General features: G+C 43.6%; 16 protein-coding genes. 4 read left to right on the top strand and 12 right to left on the bottom strand.

From position 1 onward, the window contains the following. Positions 1–110 precede the first annotated feature (110 nt). From D6856_RS05475 to murI, 4 genes are all read right to left on the bottom strand, one after another. Entirely contained in the window at positions 111–1,133 is a 1,023-nt protein-coding gene (locus D6856_RS05475; protein WP_120686092.1) for a sugar kinase, read from the bottom strand. Between the two features lie 97 nt (positions 1,134–1,230). Then, positions 1,231–1,782 (bottom strand): anaerobic ribonucleoside-triphosphate reductase activating protein, encoded by a 552-nt coding sequence (nrdG, locus tag D6856_RS05470; RefSeq protein WP_120686091.1) that lies wholly within the window; start codon positions 1,780–1,782, stop codon positions 1,231–1,233. Between the two features lie 127 nt (positions 1,783–1,909). Continuing rightward, positions 1,910–4,141 carry an anaerobic ribonucleoside-triphosphate reductase gene (gene nrdD / locus D6856_RS05465; protein ID WP_092245219.1) on the bottom strand — a complete coding sequence of 744 codons (2,232 nt, stop codon included), beginning with the start codon at positions 4,139–4,141 and terminating at the stop codon, positions 1,910–1,912. 124 nt (positions 4,142–4,265) lie between these two features. Continuing rightward, positions 4,266–5,084: a glutamate racemase gene (murI, locus tag D6856_RS05460; RefSeq protein ID WP_120686090.1), complete on the bottom strand. Its 819-nt coding sequence runs from the start codon at positions 5,082–5,084 to the stop codon at positions 4,266–4,268. A gap of 41 nt (positions 5,085–5,125) precedes the next feature. On the opposite strand from murI, the gene D6856_RS05455 reads away from it, so the two are divergent. Beyond that, entirely contained in the window at positions 5,126–5,575 is a 450-nt protein-coding gene (locus tag D6856_RS05455; RefSeq protein ID WP_143104470.1) for a hypothetical protein, read from the top strand. Here the strand turns inward: D6856_RS05455 and D6856_RS05450 are convergent. The 3 genes from D6856_RS05450 to trmB are packed head-to-tail and all read right to left on the bottom strand — an operon-like array spanning position 5,561 to position 7,526. After that, on the bottom strand, positions 5,561–6,520 hold the full coding sequence (locus D6856_RS05450; RefSeq protein ID WP_120686089.1) for an SH3 domain-containing protein: 960 nt from the start codon (positions 6,518–6,520) through the stop codon (positions 5,561–5,563). The genes D6856_RS05455 and D6856_RS05450 overlap by 15 nt on opposite strands. Before the next feature lie 32 nt (positions 6,521–6,552). Then, a complete protein-coding gene (trxA, locus tag D6856_RS05445) occupies positions 6,553–6,873 on the bottom strand; it encodes a thioredoxin (protein WP_092245207.1) in 321 nt (106 codons plus the stop codon). Between the two features lie 2 nt (positions 6,874–6,875). Beyond that, complete coding sequence (gene trmB / locus D6856_RS05440) at positions 6,876–7,526, bottom strand: tRNA (guanosine(46)-N7)-methyltransferase TrmB (protein WP_092245204.1); 651 nt, start codon at positions 7,524–7,526, stop codon at positions 6,876–6,878. Positions 7,527–7,694: 168 nt separating this feature from the next. On the opposite strand from trmB, the gene D6856_RS05435 reads away from it, so the two are divergent. Continuing rightward, on the top strand, positions 7,695–9,077 hold the full coding sequence (locus D6856_RS05435) for a D-alanyl-D-alanine carboxypeptidase family protein (protein ID WP_243114038.1): 1,383 nt from the start codon (positions 7,695–7,697) through the stop codon (positions 9,075–9,077). Between the two features lie 39 nt (positions 9,078–9,116). Here the strand turns inward: D6856_RS05435 and D6856_RS05430 are convergent, their stop codons facing one another. After that, on the bottom strand, positions 9,117–10,052 hold the full coding sequence (locus D6856_RS05430; RefSeq protein ID WP_120686087.1) for a 3'-5' exonuclease: 936 nt from the start codon (positions 10,050–10,052) through the stop codon (positions 9,117–9,119). Positions 10,053–10,197: 145 nt separating this feature from the next. On the opposite strand from D6856_RS05430, the gene D6856_RS05425 reads away from it, so the two are divergent. Further along, positions 10,198–10,740 carry a glutathione peroxidase gene (locus tag D6856_RS05425; RefSeq protein WP_092245193.1) on the top strand — a complete coding sequence of 181 codons (543 nt, stop codon included), beginning with the start codon at positions 10,198–10,200 and terminating at the stop codon, positions 10,738–10,740. Positions 10,741–10,744: 4 nt separating this feature from the next. On the opposite strand, the gene D6856_RS05420 is transcribed toward D6856_RS05425, so the two are convergent. The 3 genes from D6856_RS05420 to D6856_RS05410 are packed head-to-tail and all read right to left on the bottom strand — an operon-like array spanning position 10,745 to position 14,661. Then, the gene (locus D6856_RS05420; RefSeq protein ID WP_120686086.1) at positions 10,745–11,554 is read right to left on the bottom strand and encodes a YlmH/Sll1252 family protein; all 810 of its coding nucleotides are present in this window, start codon (positions 11,552–11,554) and stop codon (positions 10,745–10,747) included. Positions 11,555–11,610: 56 nt separating this feature from the next. Next, complete coding sequence (locus D6856_RS05415) at positions 11,611–12,123, bottom strand: NUDIX hydrolase (protein WP_120686085.1); 513 nt, start codon at positions 12,121–12,123, stop codon at positions 11,611–11,613. Positions 12,124–12,171: 48 nt separating this feature from the next. After that, positions 12,172–14,661, bottom strand: coding sequence for a clostripain-related cysteine peptidase (locus D6856_RS05410; RefSeq protein ID WP_120686084.1), 2,490 nt, complete (start codon positions 14,659–14,661; stop codon positions 12,172–12,174). Positions 14,662–14,863: 202 nt separating this feature from the next. Between D6856_RS05410 and D6856_RS05405 the strand changes: the two genes are divergently transcribed. Then, positions 14,864–15,124 carry a GlsB/YeaQ/YmgE family stress response membrane protein gene (locus D6856_RS05405; protein WP_120686083.1) on the top strand — a complete coding sequence of 87 codons (261 nt, stop codon included), beginning with the start codon at positions 14,864–14,866 and terminating at the stop codon, positions 15,122–15,124. A 73-nt stretch (positions 15,125–15,197) separates the two neighbouring features. On the opposite strand, the gene D6856_RS05400 is transcribed toward D6856_RS05405, so the two are convergent. After that, positions 15,198–16,844, bottom strand: a complete 1,647-nt coding sequence (locus D6856_RS05400; protein ID WP_120686082.1) for an ABC transporter ATP-binding protein — start codon at positions 16,842–16,844, stop codon at positions 15,198–15,200.

Below are 16,844 nucleotides of genomic sequence, written 5' to 3'. Positions count from 1 at the left end.
AAAAAGGACCGAGGGTGGTCCTTTTTTGGGTCTGCGAGAGGGATCTCGCATATAGAGGTTTTTATAATGGAAATACGTTATGGCGAACGTAAATCGGCTTATTTATGCCCTCAGCGATTAAGCTCACTTATAGGGCCTTTAGCGCAGTGATTCTTAATAATACTGTCTATCTCTTTTAGATCACTGGCCGGTAGATCTCCGGGAATGGTATTCTTGACACTTGATGTGGCATTTCCATAGGCAAGCGCTTTGCCGGCATCCCCGTACTTAAGGATTCCGTATAGCACGCCTGATACATAAGCATCTCCGGAACCTATTCTGTCTATAACATCGATATCTTTATAGGGCGCCTCGGTGTAGAACTTATCAGTCTTGGCGTCATATATCGTTGATGTAAAATTATGCTTTCTGGGACTTATGACTTCCCTCTGTGTCGTGCAGACTATCTTTACCGGATAGTCTGTTGTGTAACTCTTCATAATATCCGCAAGCTCACCGCTTTTTTGCATCATTCTTCTTGATGTCTCTTCCGAAACAAAAAGAATATCCACATACGGAAGTATATTATTTATAGCAGTGCGGGCTTCCTCTTCGCTCCATAGATTGGCTCTGTAATTACAGTCAAAAGAAACAAGTGCTCCGCTTTCTTTGAACCTCTTAATAAGCTCTGTTGTTACTTCACAGGTGTTATTGTTAAGCGCAAGTGTGATCCCGCTTGTGTGGAACATCCTCGTCGCAGTTAAGACGCTTTCAGGTATCTCTTCAATAGCAATCCTCGTGATCGATGAATTCATCCTGTCATATACAATGGAGGGCTTACGAGGTGCAGCTCCGTTCTCATAGTAATAGATGCCGAGTCTCGCTTCGGGGGAATCATCATATATCAGGTAGTCATCCGAAACACCCTCAAATCTGATCCTGTTCTTTATAAAGGTTCCCAGTGCATTCTGCGGAAGTCTCGATATGATTCCCGTCCGCAGTCCCAAAAGAGCTACTCCCGATGCGACATTAAGTTCAGAGCCGCCGGCTCTTTTATCAAAAACATCGCCCCTTGTTATTCGCTCATAATCGGGCGGAGACAGACGAAGCATAATCTCACCGAAAGTAAGTAGGTCAAATTTCTCTCTCTTCATACTTGCCTCCTTCCGTCAACTCTTTATATAAAATAATAAAGCACCTACATCTGGGATGTAAGTGCTTACATTGTTGTTCGTATTGCAATTGTTGCTATCAGCTCAGTCTTGATTCCTCTTTGTCGTTATACTTAGAAAGGACAACTTCTCCTTTTTTTAGACTTTCGGGAACATCGATAACTCTTTGGTTTGACGATCCTCGGAATCTAAGAAGAAGGCTTCTTTTTTCAAGCTCGAACTTGCCGTCAACGAGAACATCGATCATTGAAAGGATTGCATCTGTATCTTCCCCGTGGCATCTCTTGTTGTCTTTATCGTTAAGCTCTTCCCATGTGTATCCGGAATAGATCCAGATTGTGGCGTGGGGAACTTCTTTTTTTACCCGCTCAAGGAGGGGACGGATTTCTTTCTGGTTTACGATTTCCATAGGCTCTCCGCCAAGGATCGACAGACCGCTTACATATTCAGGCTTTAAAGACTCTACGATCTCATCCTCTACCTCTTTGGTATATTTGTTTCCGTACATGAAATCCCAAGTCATTTCATTAAAGCAGCCCTTGCAGTGGTGCGTACATCCGCTTACAAAGAATGCCGTTCTACAGCCTATTCCGTTTGCAACATCATTAAAATATATTTGTCCGTAGTACATATCGCCTCTTCTTTTATTCAAAACAAAATCTTGTTTATGGGCAAAACAAGGTCGGATAATTCCGACCTTGCTGTTTATTGTGGTATTATTTGTTGTTTCTTTGTCCGGGCCGAAACTTTGGTTTGGATCAGCACTTAGGTGTTGCGAGGTGGAGAACTCTTTCTTTAATCTCCTGGGTGCGTCCCTGGTTCCAGAACTGTGTTCCGATGTAACCACAGGTACGTCTTGCAACATTCATCTTGTTCTGATCTCTGTTACCGCAGTTAGGGCATTCCCAGATGAGCTTTCCGTCTGTATCTGTAACGATCTTGATCTCCCCATCATAACCGCAGCACTGGCAATAATCAGACTTGGTGTTGAGCTCTGCGTACATGATATTGTCGTAGATGTACTTCATAACCGATATAACCGCATCGATGTTGTTGGTCATATCCGGAACCTCAACGTAGCTGATAGCTCCTCCGGGTGACAGAGCCTGGAACTCAGACTCAAATTTAAGCTTGGTAAATGCATCTATCTGCTCTGTTACATGAACATGATAGCTGTTTGTGATATAGTTCTTGTCTGTAACTTCGGGAATGCTTCCAAAACGCTTCTGAAGGCACTTAGCAAACTTGTAAGTTGTGGATTCAAGCGGTGTTCCGTAAAGTGAGAACGAAATATTGGTCTCAGCTCTCCACTTAGCGCACTTGTCGTTAAGGAACTGCATTACCTGAATTGCAAAATCTTTGCCCTTGGCATCGGTGTGAGATACACCCTTCATGTACTTGGTACATTCGCAAAGTCCTGCATAGCCAAGTGATATTGTTGAGTAGTTACCAAACAACAGCTTGTCTATGTTCTCGCCCTTCTTAAGTCTTGCAAGGGCTCCGTTCTGCCAAAGGATAGGTGCTACATCGGAAGGTGTTCCGAGAAGTCTTTCATGTCTGCACATGAGTGCTCTCTTACAGAGCTCGGTTCTCTCTTCCATAAGCTCCCAGAACTTGTCGATATCCTTGTTTGATGAGCAAGCTACATCTACAAGATTGAGAGTTACGACACCCTGGTTGAATCTTCCGTAGTACTTGTGCTGGCCTTCCTCATAATTGAGAGCGCCTGCCTTGTTGCCCTTGTTGCAAAGACCCTCTGCAACCTTCTCATTGTCGGGAGTAAGGAAGCTTCTGCATCCCATGCAAGGATATACGTCGCCAGCCTTAAGCTCTCTCATCTTCTTAGCTGAGATGTAATCGGGAACAAGTCTCTTTGCCGTACATTTAGCGGCAAGTTCGGTTAAGTACCAGTATTTGGAATCTTCATGTATATTGTCTTCGTCGAGTACATAAATGAGCTTAGGGAAAGCGGGTGTTATGAGCTGACCCTTCTCATTCTTTACGCCGGTAATTCTTTGTTTGAGCATTTCCTCGATGACCATAGCCAGATCTTCTCTTGTCTGACCTTCCGGGACCTCATCGAGGTACATATACACGGTTATGAAGGGCGCCTGTCCATTGGTAGTCATAAGAGTGATTACCTGGTACTGAATTACCTGGCAGCCTCTCTCGACCTCTTTCTTGACGCGCATCTCTGCGATCTCGTTGACCTGCTTCTTGTTGATCTTCATTCCGGCAGTCTCAAACTCGAGCGCAACTTCCTTACGGAACTTCTGTCTGCTGACGTCCACAAACGGCACAAGGTGGGAAAGAGTGATACTCTGTCCGCCGTACTGTGAGCTTGCAATCTGTGCGATCGCCTGAGTTGCGATGTTGCAGGCAGTTGAAAAGCTCTTGGGACGCTCGATCATTGTCTCGGAAATAACTGTTCCGTTCTGAAGCATATCCTCCAAATTAACCAGACAGCAATTGTGCATATGTTGAGCAAAATAGTCCGAATCATGGAAATGGATAAGTCCTGCTTCGTGTGCCTTGACTACATCCTCGGGAAGAAGGAATCTTCTTGTAATATCCTTACTCACTTCGCCCGCCATGTAGTCTCTCTGAACGCTGTTGACTGTAGGGTTCTTGTTGGAATTCTCCTGCTTAACTTCCTCGTTATTGCACTCAATAAGAGACATGATCTGCTCATCAGTCGTGTTGGACTTTCTGACAAGAGCATGCTTATAACGATATGTGATGTATTTTCTGGCAACCTCGAATTTACCGGATCTCATAAGGCCGTCTTCGACCATATCCTGGATTTCCTCGACGCTCGCCGCACGAGTTAATGAAGCGCACTGCTTCTCGACTCCCATCTCGATGTCACTGATTTGGCCTGCTGTCAGTTTTTTCTCCTCAGTAACCTCGTTGTTAGCCTTCTCGATAGCCGCAAGAATCTTATTGCCGTCAAACGCCACTTCCTTACCGCTTCTCTTAATGATCTTCATAAGAACCCCCTTGCAATTTACAATCCCTTTAAATCAATCACATAGATAAAATGAACCACAACTATATCTTGTGGTTGCAAATTAATGATAATACATTATATTGATTAATTCAAGAGAATTATTATTATTTTTTTCGCACTTCTTCAAGCCTGTTATGCAGTCTTTTCAAGTGTTCCAGAGTTTTCTCATCTGAAATGCTCTTTCCGGAAAAAAAATACTGCGTATTTGACTCACACAACATCTTGTGGGCGCTATCAAAGTATACCACATTATCAGGGGAATTGGTTAAGGAAAGTCCCAAAACATCCGCGAGATGTCGAATTGTCCCGTAATTACCGTCGATAAGAAGTGTTTCTTTTCCAAAAAATTCTCTGTAAAGCGGTTTAAAGTAATTAAAATGTGTACAACCAAGTACAAGAGCGCAGTAATTCTCCGTGTTGTAGTCCGAAAACTGCTCTCTTAAATAATCTCTGACATTATCTGTATCAAACTCTTCTTTCTCCGCAAACTCAACAAGTCTTGGCATCGGAAGAAGATCTACTCTGTGCTTTTCATCCACTCTGTGAAGAAGATCTCTTAATTTATCCTCCCTTATGGTTACGGGAGTTGCTATTACCATGATCCTCTTTTGCTCTGTTCCTTCGACTGCAGGTTTAACGGCAGGCTCCATTCCGAGGATCGGTACGTCATATCTTTTCCTAAGTTCCTTAATGGCTACGCTGGTAGCTGTGTTACACGCTACAACTATCGCTTCCGCTCCCTTATCCAAAAGAAATTTCGTAATCTCTTCGGAGTATCCAAGGATCTCCTCGGGAGTCTTGGTTCCGTACGGAACGTGATCAACGTCTGCATAAAATATGTAATTTTGCTCGGGTAAAAGATGATATGCCTCATGAAGAACAGACAGTCCTCCTATTCCCGAATCAAAAATCCCAATCTTCATTATTTTGCCTGATTTCCTTTATATTATGTTATACTTACAGCATGAGCGATAAAAAAATAGACGAACTTCAAAAACTCTATGACAACCCCAAAGTAGGCTCTCTCGTCCAGGAGATATGCGAATACTACGCAACCTTGGACGGTTATGAGGATAATTCATATCGCGATGAGATCGAACCTCACGAGATAGTCGAGTCCGTTTATGGTCTTTTCTGCCTTCAGAGCAGAGAACAGATCCTTGACGAATTTGCCATCGTGCAAAAGCGATACCCTGAGCTCTATGCATGCGTAAGCGCTTTAAGTTCGACTCTGCTTGTAAACATGAATTATCAATCTTTGGAGGAAGAGTATGCCATGAAGATCGCAGACTATGCCAAGGACACATCCAAAGAGGAGGTCCTTAGTCATACAGATTCTTTTTCTCGTTCCAGCAAATCTTTATCTGAAGCGGTTGATCGCTTCTATGGTTGGCTCCACTCAAGGAGTCGATAAATAGTTCATTGATGCGTATAAATATTGGCCTTCGAATTCTACGATTGCCCAGTATCCGCCGCCGTCTACAGCAACTCTCTTAAGCTGTGTGCCCACCTTGGCTACGGCAACAACTTCGCTGCCCTCCTCATTCTTGGGCTTATTCCTTAGATTAAGATCATTGTTTATGACTGTAACGGTATCATCTACGGCAGTATAGCCTTCCGGAACTTCAAATTTTTTCTGTTCCTCTGCAGGTGATTCGGTCACCACTTCTTCCGGTCCCATAGCCTCGGGATCTTTATGGAAAAGACCTCCCGCCTTAAATACCACGGCAAGTCCGACCAGTGTAAGAATAACAAGTCCCGTCAGGACAGAAGCGATCCTGACAACGATCCTCATAAGTTTATCTTCAGACTCATCATATTCGTCATCGTCATAATCTTCGTCGTAGTCTCTGTCATAATCTCTGTCGTAGTCTTCATCATCATCGTAACGATCATAATCCCTTCTATGAATATCACCTTCATAAAACTCGTCACGAACATCATCCTCGTAGTAATCTTCTCTGCGTTCCCTGCGAGGTCTTTCTCTTCTGGGCCTGATAGCCGGTTCGGGTGCTTTCTCAGGTCTTTTTACCTCTGCAGTCTCCTGCTTCAAAGGATCTTCTTTTTTGGGCGCATTATCCCCGCGCTCCTCTTTGACCGTCTCTTTCCCCGGTTCTTTCCTTGCTCTCTCCGCTTTCTGTCTCTCGCGGAAATATGCTTCTCTTTCCTCTTCCGTAAAGAAATTGTACGGATCCTCGATCTCTATGCGGTTTATGACCGTAGTATCACTCAGATCCGGTTTCTTTACAGGCTCCTCTTTTACAACAGGACTTTCCTCTTTAACGGGGGCTGCTTGTTCAACGGGATCTGATACGGCTTTTTTCTTATAGTCTTCGAAATTTGTAATCTTATCCGCCAAAACTTTACTCCTCTATAAATAGTGCTGGCTTTTTAAGCCAGCACCTTATCGATTATTCCCTGTAATTTTGTTTTGTTAAGTGCTCCAACCGCTGTGTCTACGACTTCTCCGCCTTTGAAGAATGCAAACATCGGTATGGACATAACATTGTATTTCTGGGCTATGTCAGGTGACTGATCTACATTGATCTTCATAACCTTAAGCTCGCCTTCGTACTCTTCGGCAAACTCGTCCATCATGGGGGCCATCATCTTGCAAGGCCCACACCAGTCAGCTGAGAAATCAACTAATACCGGCAATTTGCTCTGTAAAACTTCTGCTTCGAAATTCTGGCTGTTTAAACTGTAGTCCATAATTAGGTCCCCTTTCTGCTTACGATGTATTTAAAAATCGGATTGCCCATAGAAGAGAATCTCTCTTCATACTCGGTCATCACGTTGTTCTCGTTCATAACGGGATCGTTATGAAGATCACGTGTGACTGCATCCAAAGTCCAACCTGCCGGCTCAACCTCCTCAAGTGCAAAATTAAACAAGTCTTCGTTGTCCGTCTTAAACTCAACCACGCCGTCCGGAACAAGTATCTTGTCGTATCTCTTAAGAAACTCTCTTGAAGGAAGGCGTCTCTTGGCGTGTCTGTCCTTGGGCCAGGGGTCTGAGAAATTAAGATATATTCTGTCAACCTCTGAAGGAGCGAACACATCGCATATATTCTCCGCATCCATCCTTATAAAAATAACATTGGGAAGAAGGAGCTGTTCCTGCTTCTGGATGGCACGTAAAAGAACACTTGAATACTTCTCTATTCCAACATAATTGATATCGGGATGGAGGGCTGCCATGTCCATGAGAAATCTTCCCTTACCCATTCCTATCTCAATATGGATCTTATTGTCATTACCAAATACCTCTTTTTTCCAGAGGCCTTTCATCTTCTCGGGCTCCTTGACGGTGAACTTACTCTCCGCAATTACTTCTCTTGAACCCGCAATATTACGTAAACGCATTTCTATTCCTACCTGTATATCTTATAAAAGAATTTTACAACATTTGCCCTCGATTTGGAAGTATTGTATTATTTACATACGATGAACAACATACTACATGCGAATTACAGGAAAAAATTAAATAAAATATCTTTAGCCCTTTTGACAATCGCTTTATCGTTTTCTTTTTTGACACAAACCATCTATGCGGAGGAAGAAGTCAAAGAAGGCGATCCGGGTAAGCTTATGGAGGCTGAAGAGAGGAGAGCTCTTCCGATACAGAGCAATCTTATAGACAGCTGGCCGCAAGGACCTTCCATCAATGCCAAATCAGCCATTGTTATGGAAGCAGAGACCGGTACGATCCTCTATGCCAAGAACATTAATGAAGAGCTGTATCCGGCCAGTACCACCAAGATCATGACTTGTCTTCTCGCTGTTGAAGGCGCCAATCTTAATGATAAGATTAATTTTTCAAACGAGGCCGTTTTCAGTGTTCCTCACGACGGTTCGAGCATCGGAATGGATGTCGGACAGTCAATATCCCTTGAGCAGGCTCTCTACGGGATCATGGTCGGAAGTGCCAACGAGGTTGCCAACGCCGTAGCCGAGCATGTGAGCGGAAGTATCGATGCTTTTGTTGATCTCATGAACAAAAGAGCTGCGGACATCGGATGTACCAACACCCATTTTTCAAACACCAACGGTCTTCAGCGCGCCGATCACTATACCAGCGCCTATGACCTTGCACTTATATCAAGACAGTTCTTTAATAACGAGCTTCTTTGTAAGGTGGCAAACACTCCAAGATACCACTTCACGGCGACTTCAACACAGCCCGATGACTTCTATCTAAATAACAAGCATAAGCTTATTACCGGAGAAGTCAGCTACGAAGGTATCATCGGCGGAAAGACGGGATACACGGATCTGGCAAAAGAAACTCTTGTAACCTGTGCCGAAAAGAACGGAATGAGACTTATCTGCGTTGTCTTCATGGAGGATTCTCCCGAGCAGTTCACTGATACGGTCACTTTGTTTGATTATGCATTCAACAACTTCGGAGCGGTAAATATCGCAGACAACGATACAAGATATATGCCTGATGACTCACTTTTCTTTGAATCGGACAATGACGTTTTCGGAAAGTCCGGTACGATCCTGAGTCTTAACGGCTCCGATAAGGTGATCCTTCCAAAGACCGCCAAGATTGAAGATACCGAATACACGGTCTCATATGACCTCACGGACGAAGATAAAAAAGAAGATCCTTCCGCCGTAGCCAAGATTACTTATACTTATAACAAAACTCCCGTGGGAAAAGCGCTTGTTTCCTACTCGGGACAACAGGGCTCAACCGCCAATGAAGTTCACGCGGCAAAACCGATATTTATAAATGTAAAGATCCTTCTTATTATAGCCGCCGCGATTGTTCTGATCTCGCTGTTCTCAGGTTCGATGTCAACAAAAGTCACATCCAACCGAAAGTTTTCTTCAAAGAGTGATAGGATCAGATATAAACGAAGAAAACGCGAATTCAAGAAATGGCGTTCGGGATCCGGAAAATTCTAATCTGATAATAATAAAATTAAAGCCATGATCTTTTAGAGGTCATGGCTTTTGTCTTTTCTTTATTTTTCTTTGTTTGGACTTCATGTCTTCGACATCTTCAACCGGAATAAATCTGCAGGTCTTTATCACAAAGAGTCTTCCGTTCTCAGCCTTTTTTATCCTAACCTTGGCCTTCATGAATCCGTGCTTCTCGCAATAGGCCACTGCATAATAGTGCTTACCGTTTGGAGTAAACCACTTGACCTTCCTTCGGATGTTCTTTTTACAGAGATAGCATTTGGTGCTCATGATCTCCATATTTTCAAGAATATCCTCTTTGGTGTCAAACTCCCTGGAGATATATTTCTCATAATTATCAAAGATAATCTTGATCTCTTGCTTCTTGGTCTTGGGTGTTACATAGGTGTCAAAAGAGATCTTGCTAAGTATCTTTTCTCCGAAGCCCTTAAATATCTCGGCCGTGTAGATAGCATCAGAAAGCGCTCTGTGAAAAGGAATATCACTCTCAAGACCCAATTCTTCCACCGCGGATTCAAGAGATTTTCTGGTCCTTCCGTCGTCATACGCAAGACTGTAAAGCTTTTGAACATCGTAAAAAGGAAGCGGCCTGTCCGAAAGAAGAGGCATTCCGAAGAAATCAAGATTGCGCTGAAACTCGGTCAGATCAAGAGGTCCCCAGCTGCAAAACTTGGGATCTTCGCCGCACCATTCAAGGAAATCCGAGGCTGCTTCCTGAAAAGAAACACCGTCCTCAAGATCTTCCATAGAAAGATGTATCAGTTTCCCCGTTATCTTGTGCATCTGCTTATGTATCTGAGGCTTTATCAGTCTACTGAATTCGCCTACTTTTTTCTTTTCTTCATTAAGTTTAACAGCACCTATCTCAACAATCTCAAAAGAGAGAGTCTTACCGTCAACCGTGACCGGTGCTTCACCCTGATTCCATTCAAGGTCAAAAATAATATAATTACTCATTCCTCATCCGCCTTATATCCTTATTAAACTATAAGGTCCACCAAAAATATTTGCAACAGGTATTGACACTTTAGATTGCGCGCAATATAATTTGGTTAAATCAATTGTTTGTTGTTTTTGTTTTATATTCACGGAGGTATTTACCATGAATTTTTATGATTATTCTGTTACCGATACAAACGGCAACGAGGTTAAACTCGATTCCTTCAAGGATAAGGTCGTGCTCGTTGTAAACACTGCTACGGGCTGTGGCTTTACTCCTCATTACAAGGATATCGAAGAGATGTATGAGAAGTTCCATGACAGAGGCTTTGAAGTTCTTGATATCCCCTGCAATCAGTTCGCAGGTCAGACTCCCGGAACCGATGAAGAGATCCATGAATTCTGTCAGCTTCATTACAACACCAAGTTCCCTCAGATGACCAAGTCTGATGTAAACGGCGAGAATCAGCTTCCTTTATATGAATATCTCAAGTCTCAGAAGGGATTTGAGGGCTTCGGAAAAGGACCTGCTGCCCTTGCCATGAATGTAATGCTTAAGAAGATCGATAAGGATTACAAGAATAATCCCGACATCAAGTGGAACTTCACCAAATTTGTTATTGATAGGAACGGCAACGTTGTTGCTCGTTTTGAGCCCACTCAGAAGATGTCCGATGTAGCTTCATGCGTGGAAAAGCTCTTATAAACCATTAGGCAAAAAGCTTTATCTTTACGAACAACCTGCCTTTCCTTGTTGTATTTGTGGTCCCCAGATATATAAATTTTCCGTGGCCTTTGGCAGATACTCTTGCGCCGGGTTTAAGATCATACCCGCCGCTATATGCCGTCTTTCCGTCGATAAACACTGACTCGGATTCTATCAGTTTCTGAGCCTCCGATCTGGAGAGATGATATACAAAGGCCAGAATTGCATCAATTCGTTCAGAAGCAACACTTCCACTAACCTCCTCAAATCTGGGCTCCACATTGCAATCACTTACCTTTACCTTTTCACATTTTACCGAGGTATGTCTGATGCGAATCAGCTCCTTGCAGAGCATATCTGCAATGTCTGATGTCGCAAACAGATATGCCTCATTTTCATCTATAAGGATATCTCCAATCTGATCTCTTTCGATTCCGAGATTCATAACGGATCCAAGATAATCTCTGTGATTAAGATCATCCGCAAACTTTGCGTTTACGGGCCTTATGCGAACGCATTCAAGAACCGTAGGTTCCTCTTTTTCTGCCAAAAGAAAACTCTCTTCGTCCAGATAATCGGGTAAAAAACAGACCATCGCTCGCTCTGCTTCTTTTGCCCCGCCGTAAACAACGAATCTGGCTCCGCAGTATATATTGCTGTTTGATGAGACTCCTTCGCTTGCTAGTATCTGATAAAAGCAGGCAAGCTCCGACACCGAGAGAAAATCGGTGTGGGTGACAAAATTATTCATGTATGCCCTTGTTGCCAGATCTTTTATTCGACCTGCGAGGAAATCCCGTGTCTTTTCTTCCAAAACTTATACCTCTTTAAATAATGCTGCGAGCGACCCGTGGGCCGCCCGCAGAGTAATTATTCGTCTATCTTATTAAGTATTGCTTTGTAATCCAGTTTTTTCCCATTAAGTACCGCTTCCTTAAGTCTGTCATTTATGTCATAAGAAAGCTTTAGGGAAAAGAAATCTTTGCTGTCTTCCAGAAGCTTTAAAAAGATCTTGTCTCCGGCCCAGAGATTTAAATTGAATACATCACTCTTTTTGACCCATGAAAGTTCCCCTTCATCGCACTCTTTTGGCTCCGAGTCCGGGGCTTTTGCCGTGAACAGGGACATGAGCTCATAGTCGCCCTTATCGGAAATAAAAGTCACAACGGCCCTGTATTTTATCTTCTCTTCTTCGATATCATATCCCGTTTCCTCAAAGATCTCTCTTTTTATACAGTCCTCGGGACTTTCATTTTCCTCAAAATGACCTCCGACTCCGATCCACTTGTCTTTGTTTATGTCATTCTTTTTGGAAATCCTATGCATCATTAGGTACATGTCATCTCTTTCAAGATAACAAAGAGTTGTCAAACAGCGGTCCATGTAATTCTCCGAAAAGTTTATTATGTTCTGCCGGCCTTTTGGCGTTTATCAGTGCTCAAGTGCAGGTGTCCAATAGTCCTGACCGAAGATGTCGGTAAAGCGATATGTCTCAAGCACTTTTCCCTCTCCAACGGATACGTTGCTGATCTCCATATCGGACATTGCGCCCTTTACGACCATCTGCTCTCCGAGAAGGTAACTATCTTGGTATTTCTTGTCATATGTATAATAATCGCAGACAAAATCTATGGTATCGCCCTCTTCAAGCTCTGTGTAATTCTTGGCGATAGTCTCTGTCTCGTCGTCCTTGTAATCTCTTACCGCACCGGCAACATAGCCGTCTTCGTTCTGTGAATCAAACACGATGATAAGGTTTGAAGGCTCCTCGTTGAGAAGACAGGGAACGCGACCTGTTATCTGATATGCACTGCTGTCTCCCTGAACGTCTACAACGTAGTAAGGAACAACCTGGCCGTCGATCGCAAGCCATGTCTTGTCATTCTGTGACTTAAGGTTTCCTTTGTCATCAAACGCAAAGACATTATCCATTCCAAGGTCGATATAGCCTTCACCGTCATCATAGAACATGTTGAGTGCGAGATTCTCAACCTTGGACCACTGGTCTTCGGTTAATGAAATAACATCTTCGCCGTTATCGTTGGTTGTCCAGATGAGTGCTTCCGGATTAAATCTGTTGTCTGCTATATACTGTGCGGTCTTTTCAATATCAAGGTCTCTTCCGAAGAAGTCTGTGTTTGAAGATGAAAGACCTGAAATGCTGCTAAAGTCACTTGAAAGGAAGGTTGAAAGGAGCTGTCCTATAAGCTCCGCTGAAGATCCTCCGCCTGAACTGCTTGGCATATCTCCGAAAAGAGACGGCATCGGGCTCTGCGTTCCGCCGCCTGCAACCTGTCCTGCGGTTCCGAGTTGCGCAAAGTTCTGAATGCACTTTGCATAATCTTCGTCCATTCCAATAACCTGGTAAGTATTTACCATCGAATCAACCTTACTTCCTGTCTTGTAAGGGAAGTAGATGGAAAGACCGTAGGCATTTGTCATGTTACTGCTTGTCTTATTGTATTTGATGGCTCCGCGAAGAACATCGGCAAGTTCCTTGGCTTCTTTTGTATCCATCTTGTTTGCGAAGTCGATAAGATCGACCTGATCGATCCTTGACTGCGCAAATTCTCTCGTGCAGCTTCTTGCCTTTGATACAGTAGCAAACTCGTTCTGTTTGATGAGATTTGTTGTATCCTTGGAGAAATCGGCAAGCTCTGTAGGAACTGTCTGTGAAAGTTCCGCAAGGTCTATCATTGAGAGCGTTGTCTTTTGTCCCGGACATGTCTGAGCGCATGCTGCCGTAAAGGAATCAATGATATTCTTTCCGATATCAAGAGTTTCCATTGACGTGTTGCTTCCAAATGCAGTAAGCCAATCCGTATAGTACCAGCCTACTCCTGGCTCTGTCTCCTCGGATGCGATGAGGTAATCCGCATAGTTGGAAACTACAAGAGCGTTCTCTACCGTTGCCATAAGGCATGTATCAAATCCGACAAAGTCAAAATTAACTCCGCCGTCTTTAAGTGCTGTATTTATACCCGCAAGTGACATTGCTCCCGCTGAAACGAAGCGCTCGTCATAGCCGTAGCCGCCTGTCGATCCGCCGCCGTGATTCCAGAAAATAAGCTCATATCTGTCTGCGGGGAAGTTCTTTGCAGACCATTTGATATAGGCTGAAAGAGTATCTGGCTTGGTCATAGGAAGGTTTCCTACATTATCAACCAAAAGAGACATCTTTCCGTCTTTGATCTGATATATCTGGTTTGTTTTGCTTGAAACCACATTATTCTGCCACTGTCTGCAGCCACCTGTATATACTAGGAGGTTGATGTTGCTTCCTATATTGGCTCTTAGCATCTCCTGAAGATCCTTGGATGCCATGCCGCCTCTTGACTCAAGATCCGCTCCGCACATGTACATCATGATCGTAACGGTATCCTGTCCGTTTCCTTTGATAACAGTGCGCTTAGCTCTTGCCTTGGGATCTACTTCTCTGTTGAGTGTGCCTGTGTTGGCATCACCGCTCCATGCAGCAGAGCTTACGTTTGCTCCTGAGTATGAACCCATTCCTCCGCCAAAGAGCTGCGCAAGAGTAGAAAGCCCCGAGCCCATCTGTGAAGAGTCGCTTGGAGTTGTCGCAACATTGGGTGTTGTTCCTGTGGTTGTTCCCTGTTGCTGCGATATTGTAGGTCCCTGAGAAGGTGCCGTTCCTGTCTGCGAACCTCCACCACCAAGTAATGTGCTCAGGCCTCCGCCGCCTCCAAGGAATAATACAAGTAATATTATTATCATGAAAAACGGACTTCTTCCGGTTGATCGTCTCATTCCTTCATCATCGCCGGAAGACTGCGGACCCTGTGACATTCCGACGCCCTGTCCTACAGGCCCTGTTCCCAGGCCTTCGCCTCTTTTATGGACGCCTGATCCACCTTCGGTTATTTTCTTTTTTCTTCCAACAGGTCTGTTCTCGTTATCCATGTCGTTCCTCCAAAAAAGTTGTTCATACACGCAAACCATAAATCATATATGATATACGGATTGCTCCGTTTTTACTTTTTGCCCCTATATCATACATATTATCACAATTTTATGCTATATTTATCTATGAAATGACATGATTTAAGCGTTTATGCTATTATCATTTCATAATAATAATTTAGGTTATAGGAGGAGCATAAAAATGTTCGCAGTAAGTTCTTTTGTTTCATCTATTATCATGGCTATTATTATCGGCGGCATTGCAGGTTGGGCAGCAGGACAGATCATGAAGTCCAACGGAAGCCTTGTAAGAAATATTATTCTTGGAATTGTCGGTGCTTTTGTCGGTAATCTTGTTCTTGGACTCATCGGTATTCACGGTTCAGGTTTCCTTGGTTCGATAATCGTTTCAACCATTGGCGCCTGCATCGTTATCTACCTCGGAAGGGTTCTGTCCAAGTAAGTTGGAATATAAAGCAATCTAAAAATGCGCTGTTCATATAAGAACAGCGCATTTTTTTGCTAACGCAAATATCTTACATTTCCAGCTTACCTGCACAGATAAGCTTTCCGGAGCGGCGATCGAAGAGAAGGATATCGTTTCCGTTTATACTGATCTTCTCTTCCTGTCCAATCTTGTAGATAACTCCGCCGAAGATAACTCCCGTAAGGAGGAATTCACCTATGCGAAGCTTAAGTGTTGACTCCATTCCGGTAGGCATCGCACCGTAAACGGTTGTGTCGAGCTTTCCGTTTGGATCTATGTCTATTGCCTCGGGACGAATGCCGATAACGAAATCTTCATCGGTTATAACAGGCTCGTCCATGATGCTGTCATCCTCTTCCTCAACCTTTTGGATGTGATATTTAAATACCTCATCCTTGTTGCTCTTTTCAACAGCACCCTTTTTCATAAGTCTCTGTCTCTCAAGCTCGAGCTTATCCTCAGCTTCTTTATCTCTCTGAGCTCTCCACTCATCAAGGTTAAGACTATCATTCGGAACGAATTTTGCCTTGATTCCTCCGAGGATATCGAGAGAAACGCTTCCGTCTGCCTGCTGGCTTCCTTTTCCGTCAACAAAGTTCATTGAAGGATTTCCGACGAAATCTGCTACGAAAAGATTTGAAGGTCTGTTGTAAACTTCCAGAGGTGCCGCGTACTGCTGAAGAACGCCGTTGTTGATAAGGCAGATTCTTGTTGCAAGTGTCATGGCTTCCATCTGATCGTGTGTTACATATACGAAGGTGCTTCCTGTCTCGACGTGAAGTCTCTGAAGCTCGTATCTCATCTCAAGACGAAGCTTAGCATCAAGGTTTGATAAGGGCTCATCCATGAAAAGAACCTGTGGCTCGGGAGCAAGTGTACGAGCGATCGCAACTCTCTGCTGCTGTCCGCCTGAAAGCTCCGCAGGATATCTGTCCATGAACATTCCTATCTTTACGATCCTTGAACAAGCACGAACTCTTGAATCTATCTCTTCTTTTGTGAGCTTTCTTACTTCCTCAACAACTTCGCCGTTCTTAACTACTTCGAACTTGTCATTAAGCTCTTTTGAATCCTTGCTGTATTTCTCTTTTATTGCAGAGAGCTTTGCTTCGTATTCGGCGAGCTTGGACTTTGCTGCTGCAGCCGCATCCTGTGCACCCTGAATATTTAGTGCGTACAGCTCTTTTGCGGTAAATATTGAAAGGCTGTAATTATCGATGAGCTTAACGTAAGCTTTGTTTTCATCGAGCTTTCCGTTCTTATCTCTGCACTCTTCCACGATCTCTTTTACCTTATTACCGTTCTGAAGAGCTCTTATGATATCTGCTGTCTGCTTAGCTTCGATATCCACAACAGGCATTTTCTCGTTGATATTCTTAAGGCCGAATGCGATGTTCTCATACACGGTCATGTTGGGCCAGAGCGCGTAGTTCTGGAAAAGGAAGCCGACTCTTCTTTTGTTTGCGGGAACGTTGATCCCTGCATTTGAGTCAAATACTACCTTATCTCCTATTGTGATCTTTCCTTCTGTCGGTGTTTCAAGACCTGCGATCATTCTAAGGATGGTGGTCTTACCGCAGCCTGAAGGTCCAAGGAGTGTGATAAATGAATTGTTTGGTATATTAAGACTTACATTATCTACGCCGAAGAATTTTCCCCAGCGTTTTGTTATATTCTCTAAAATGATTTCCGGCAT

Origin of the sequence: Butyrivibrio sp. XB500-5, from assembly GCF_003625505.1 — a bacterium.
In the GTDB taxonomy this organism is placed as follows: domain Bacteria; phylum Bacillota; class Clostridia; order Lachnospirales; family Lachnospiraceae; genus Butyrivibrio.
Note: the sequence above shows the minus strand (reverse complement) of the source record. Positions and strands in the feature narration are given on the sequence as shown.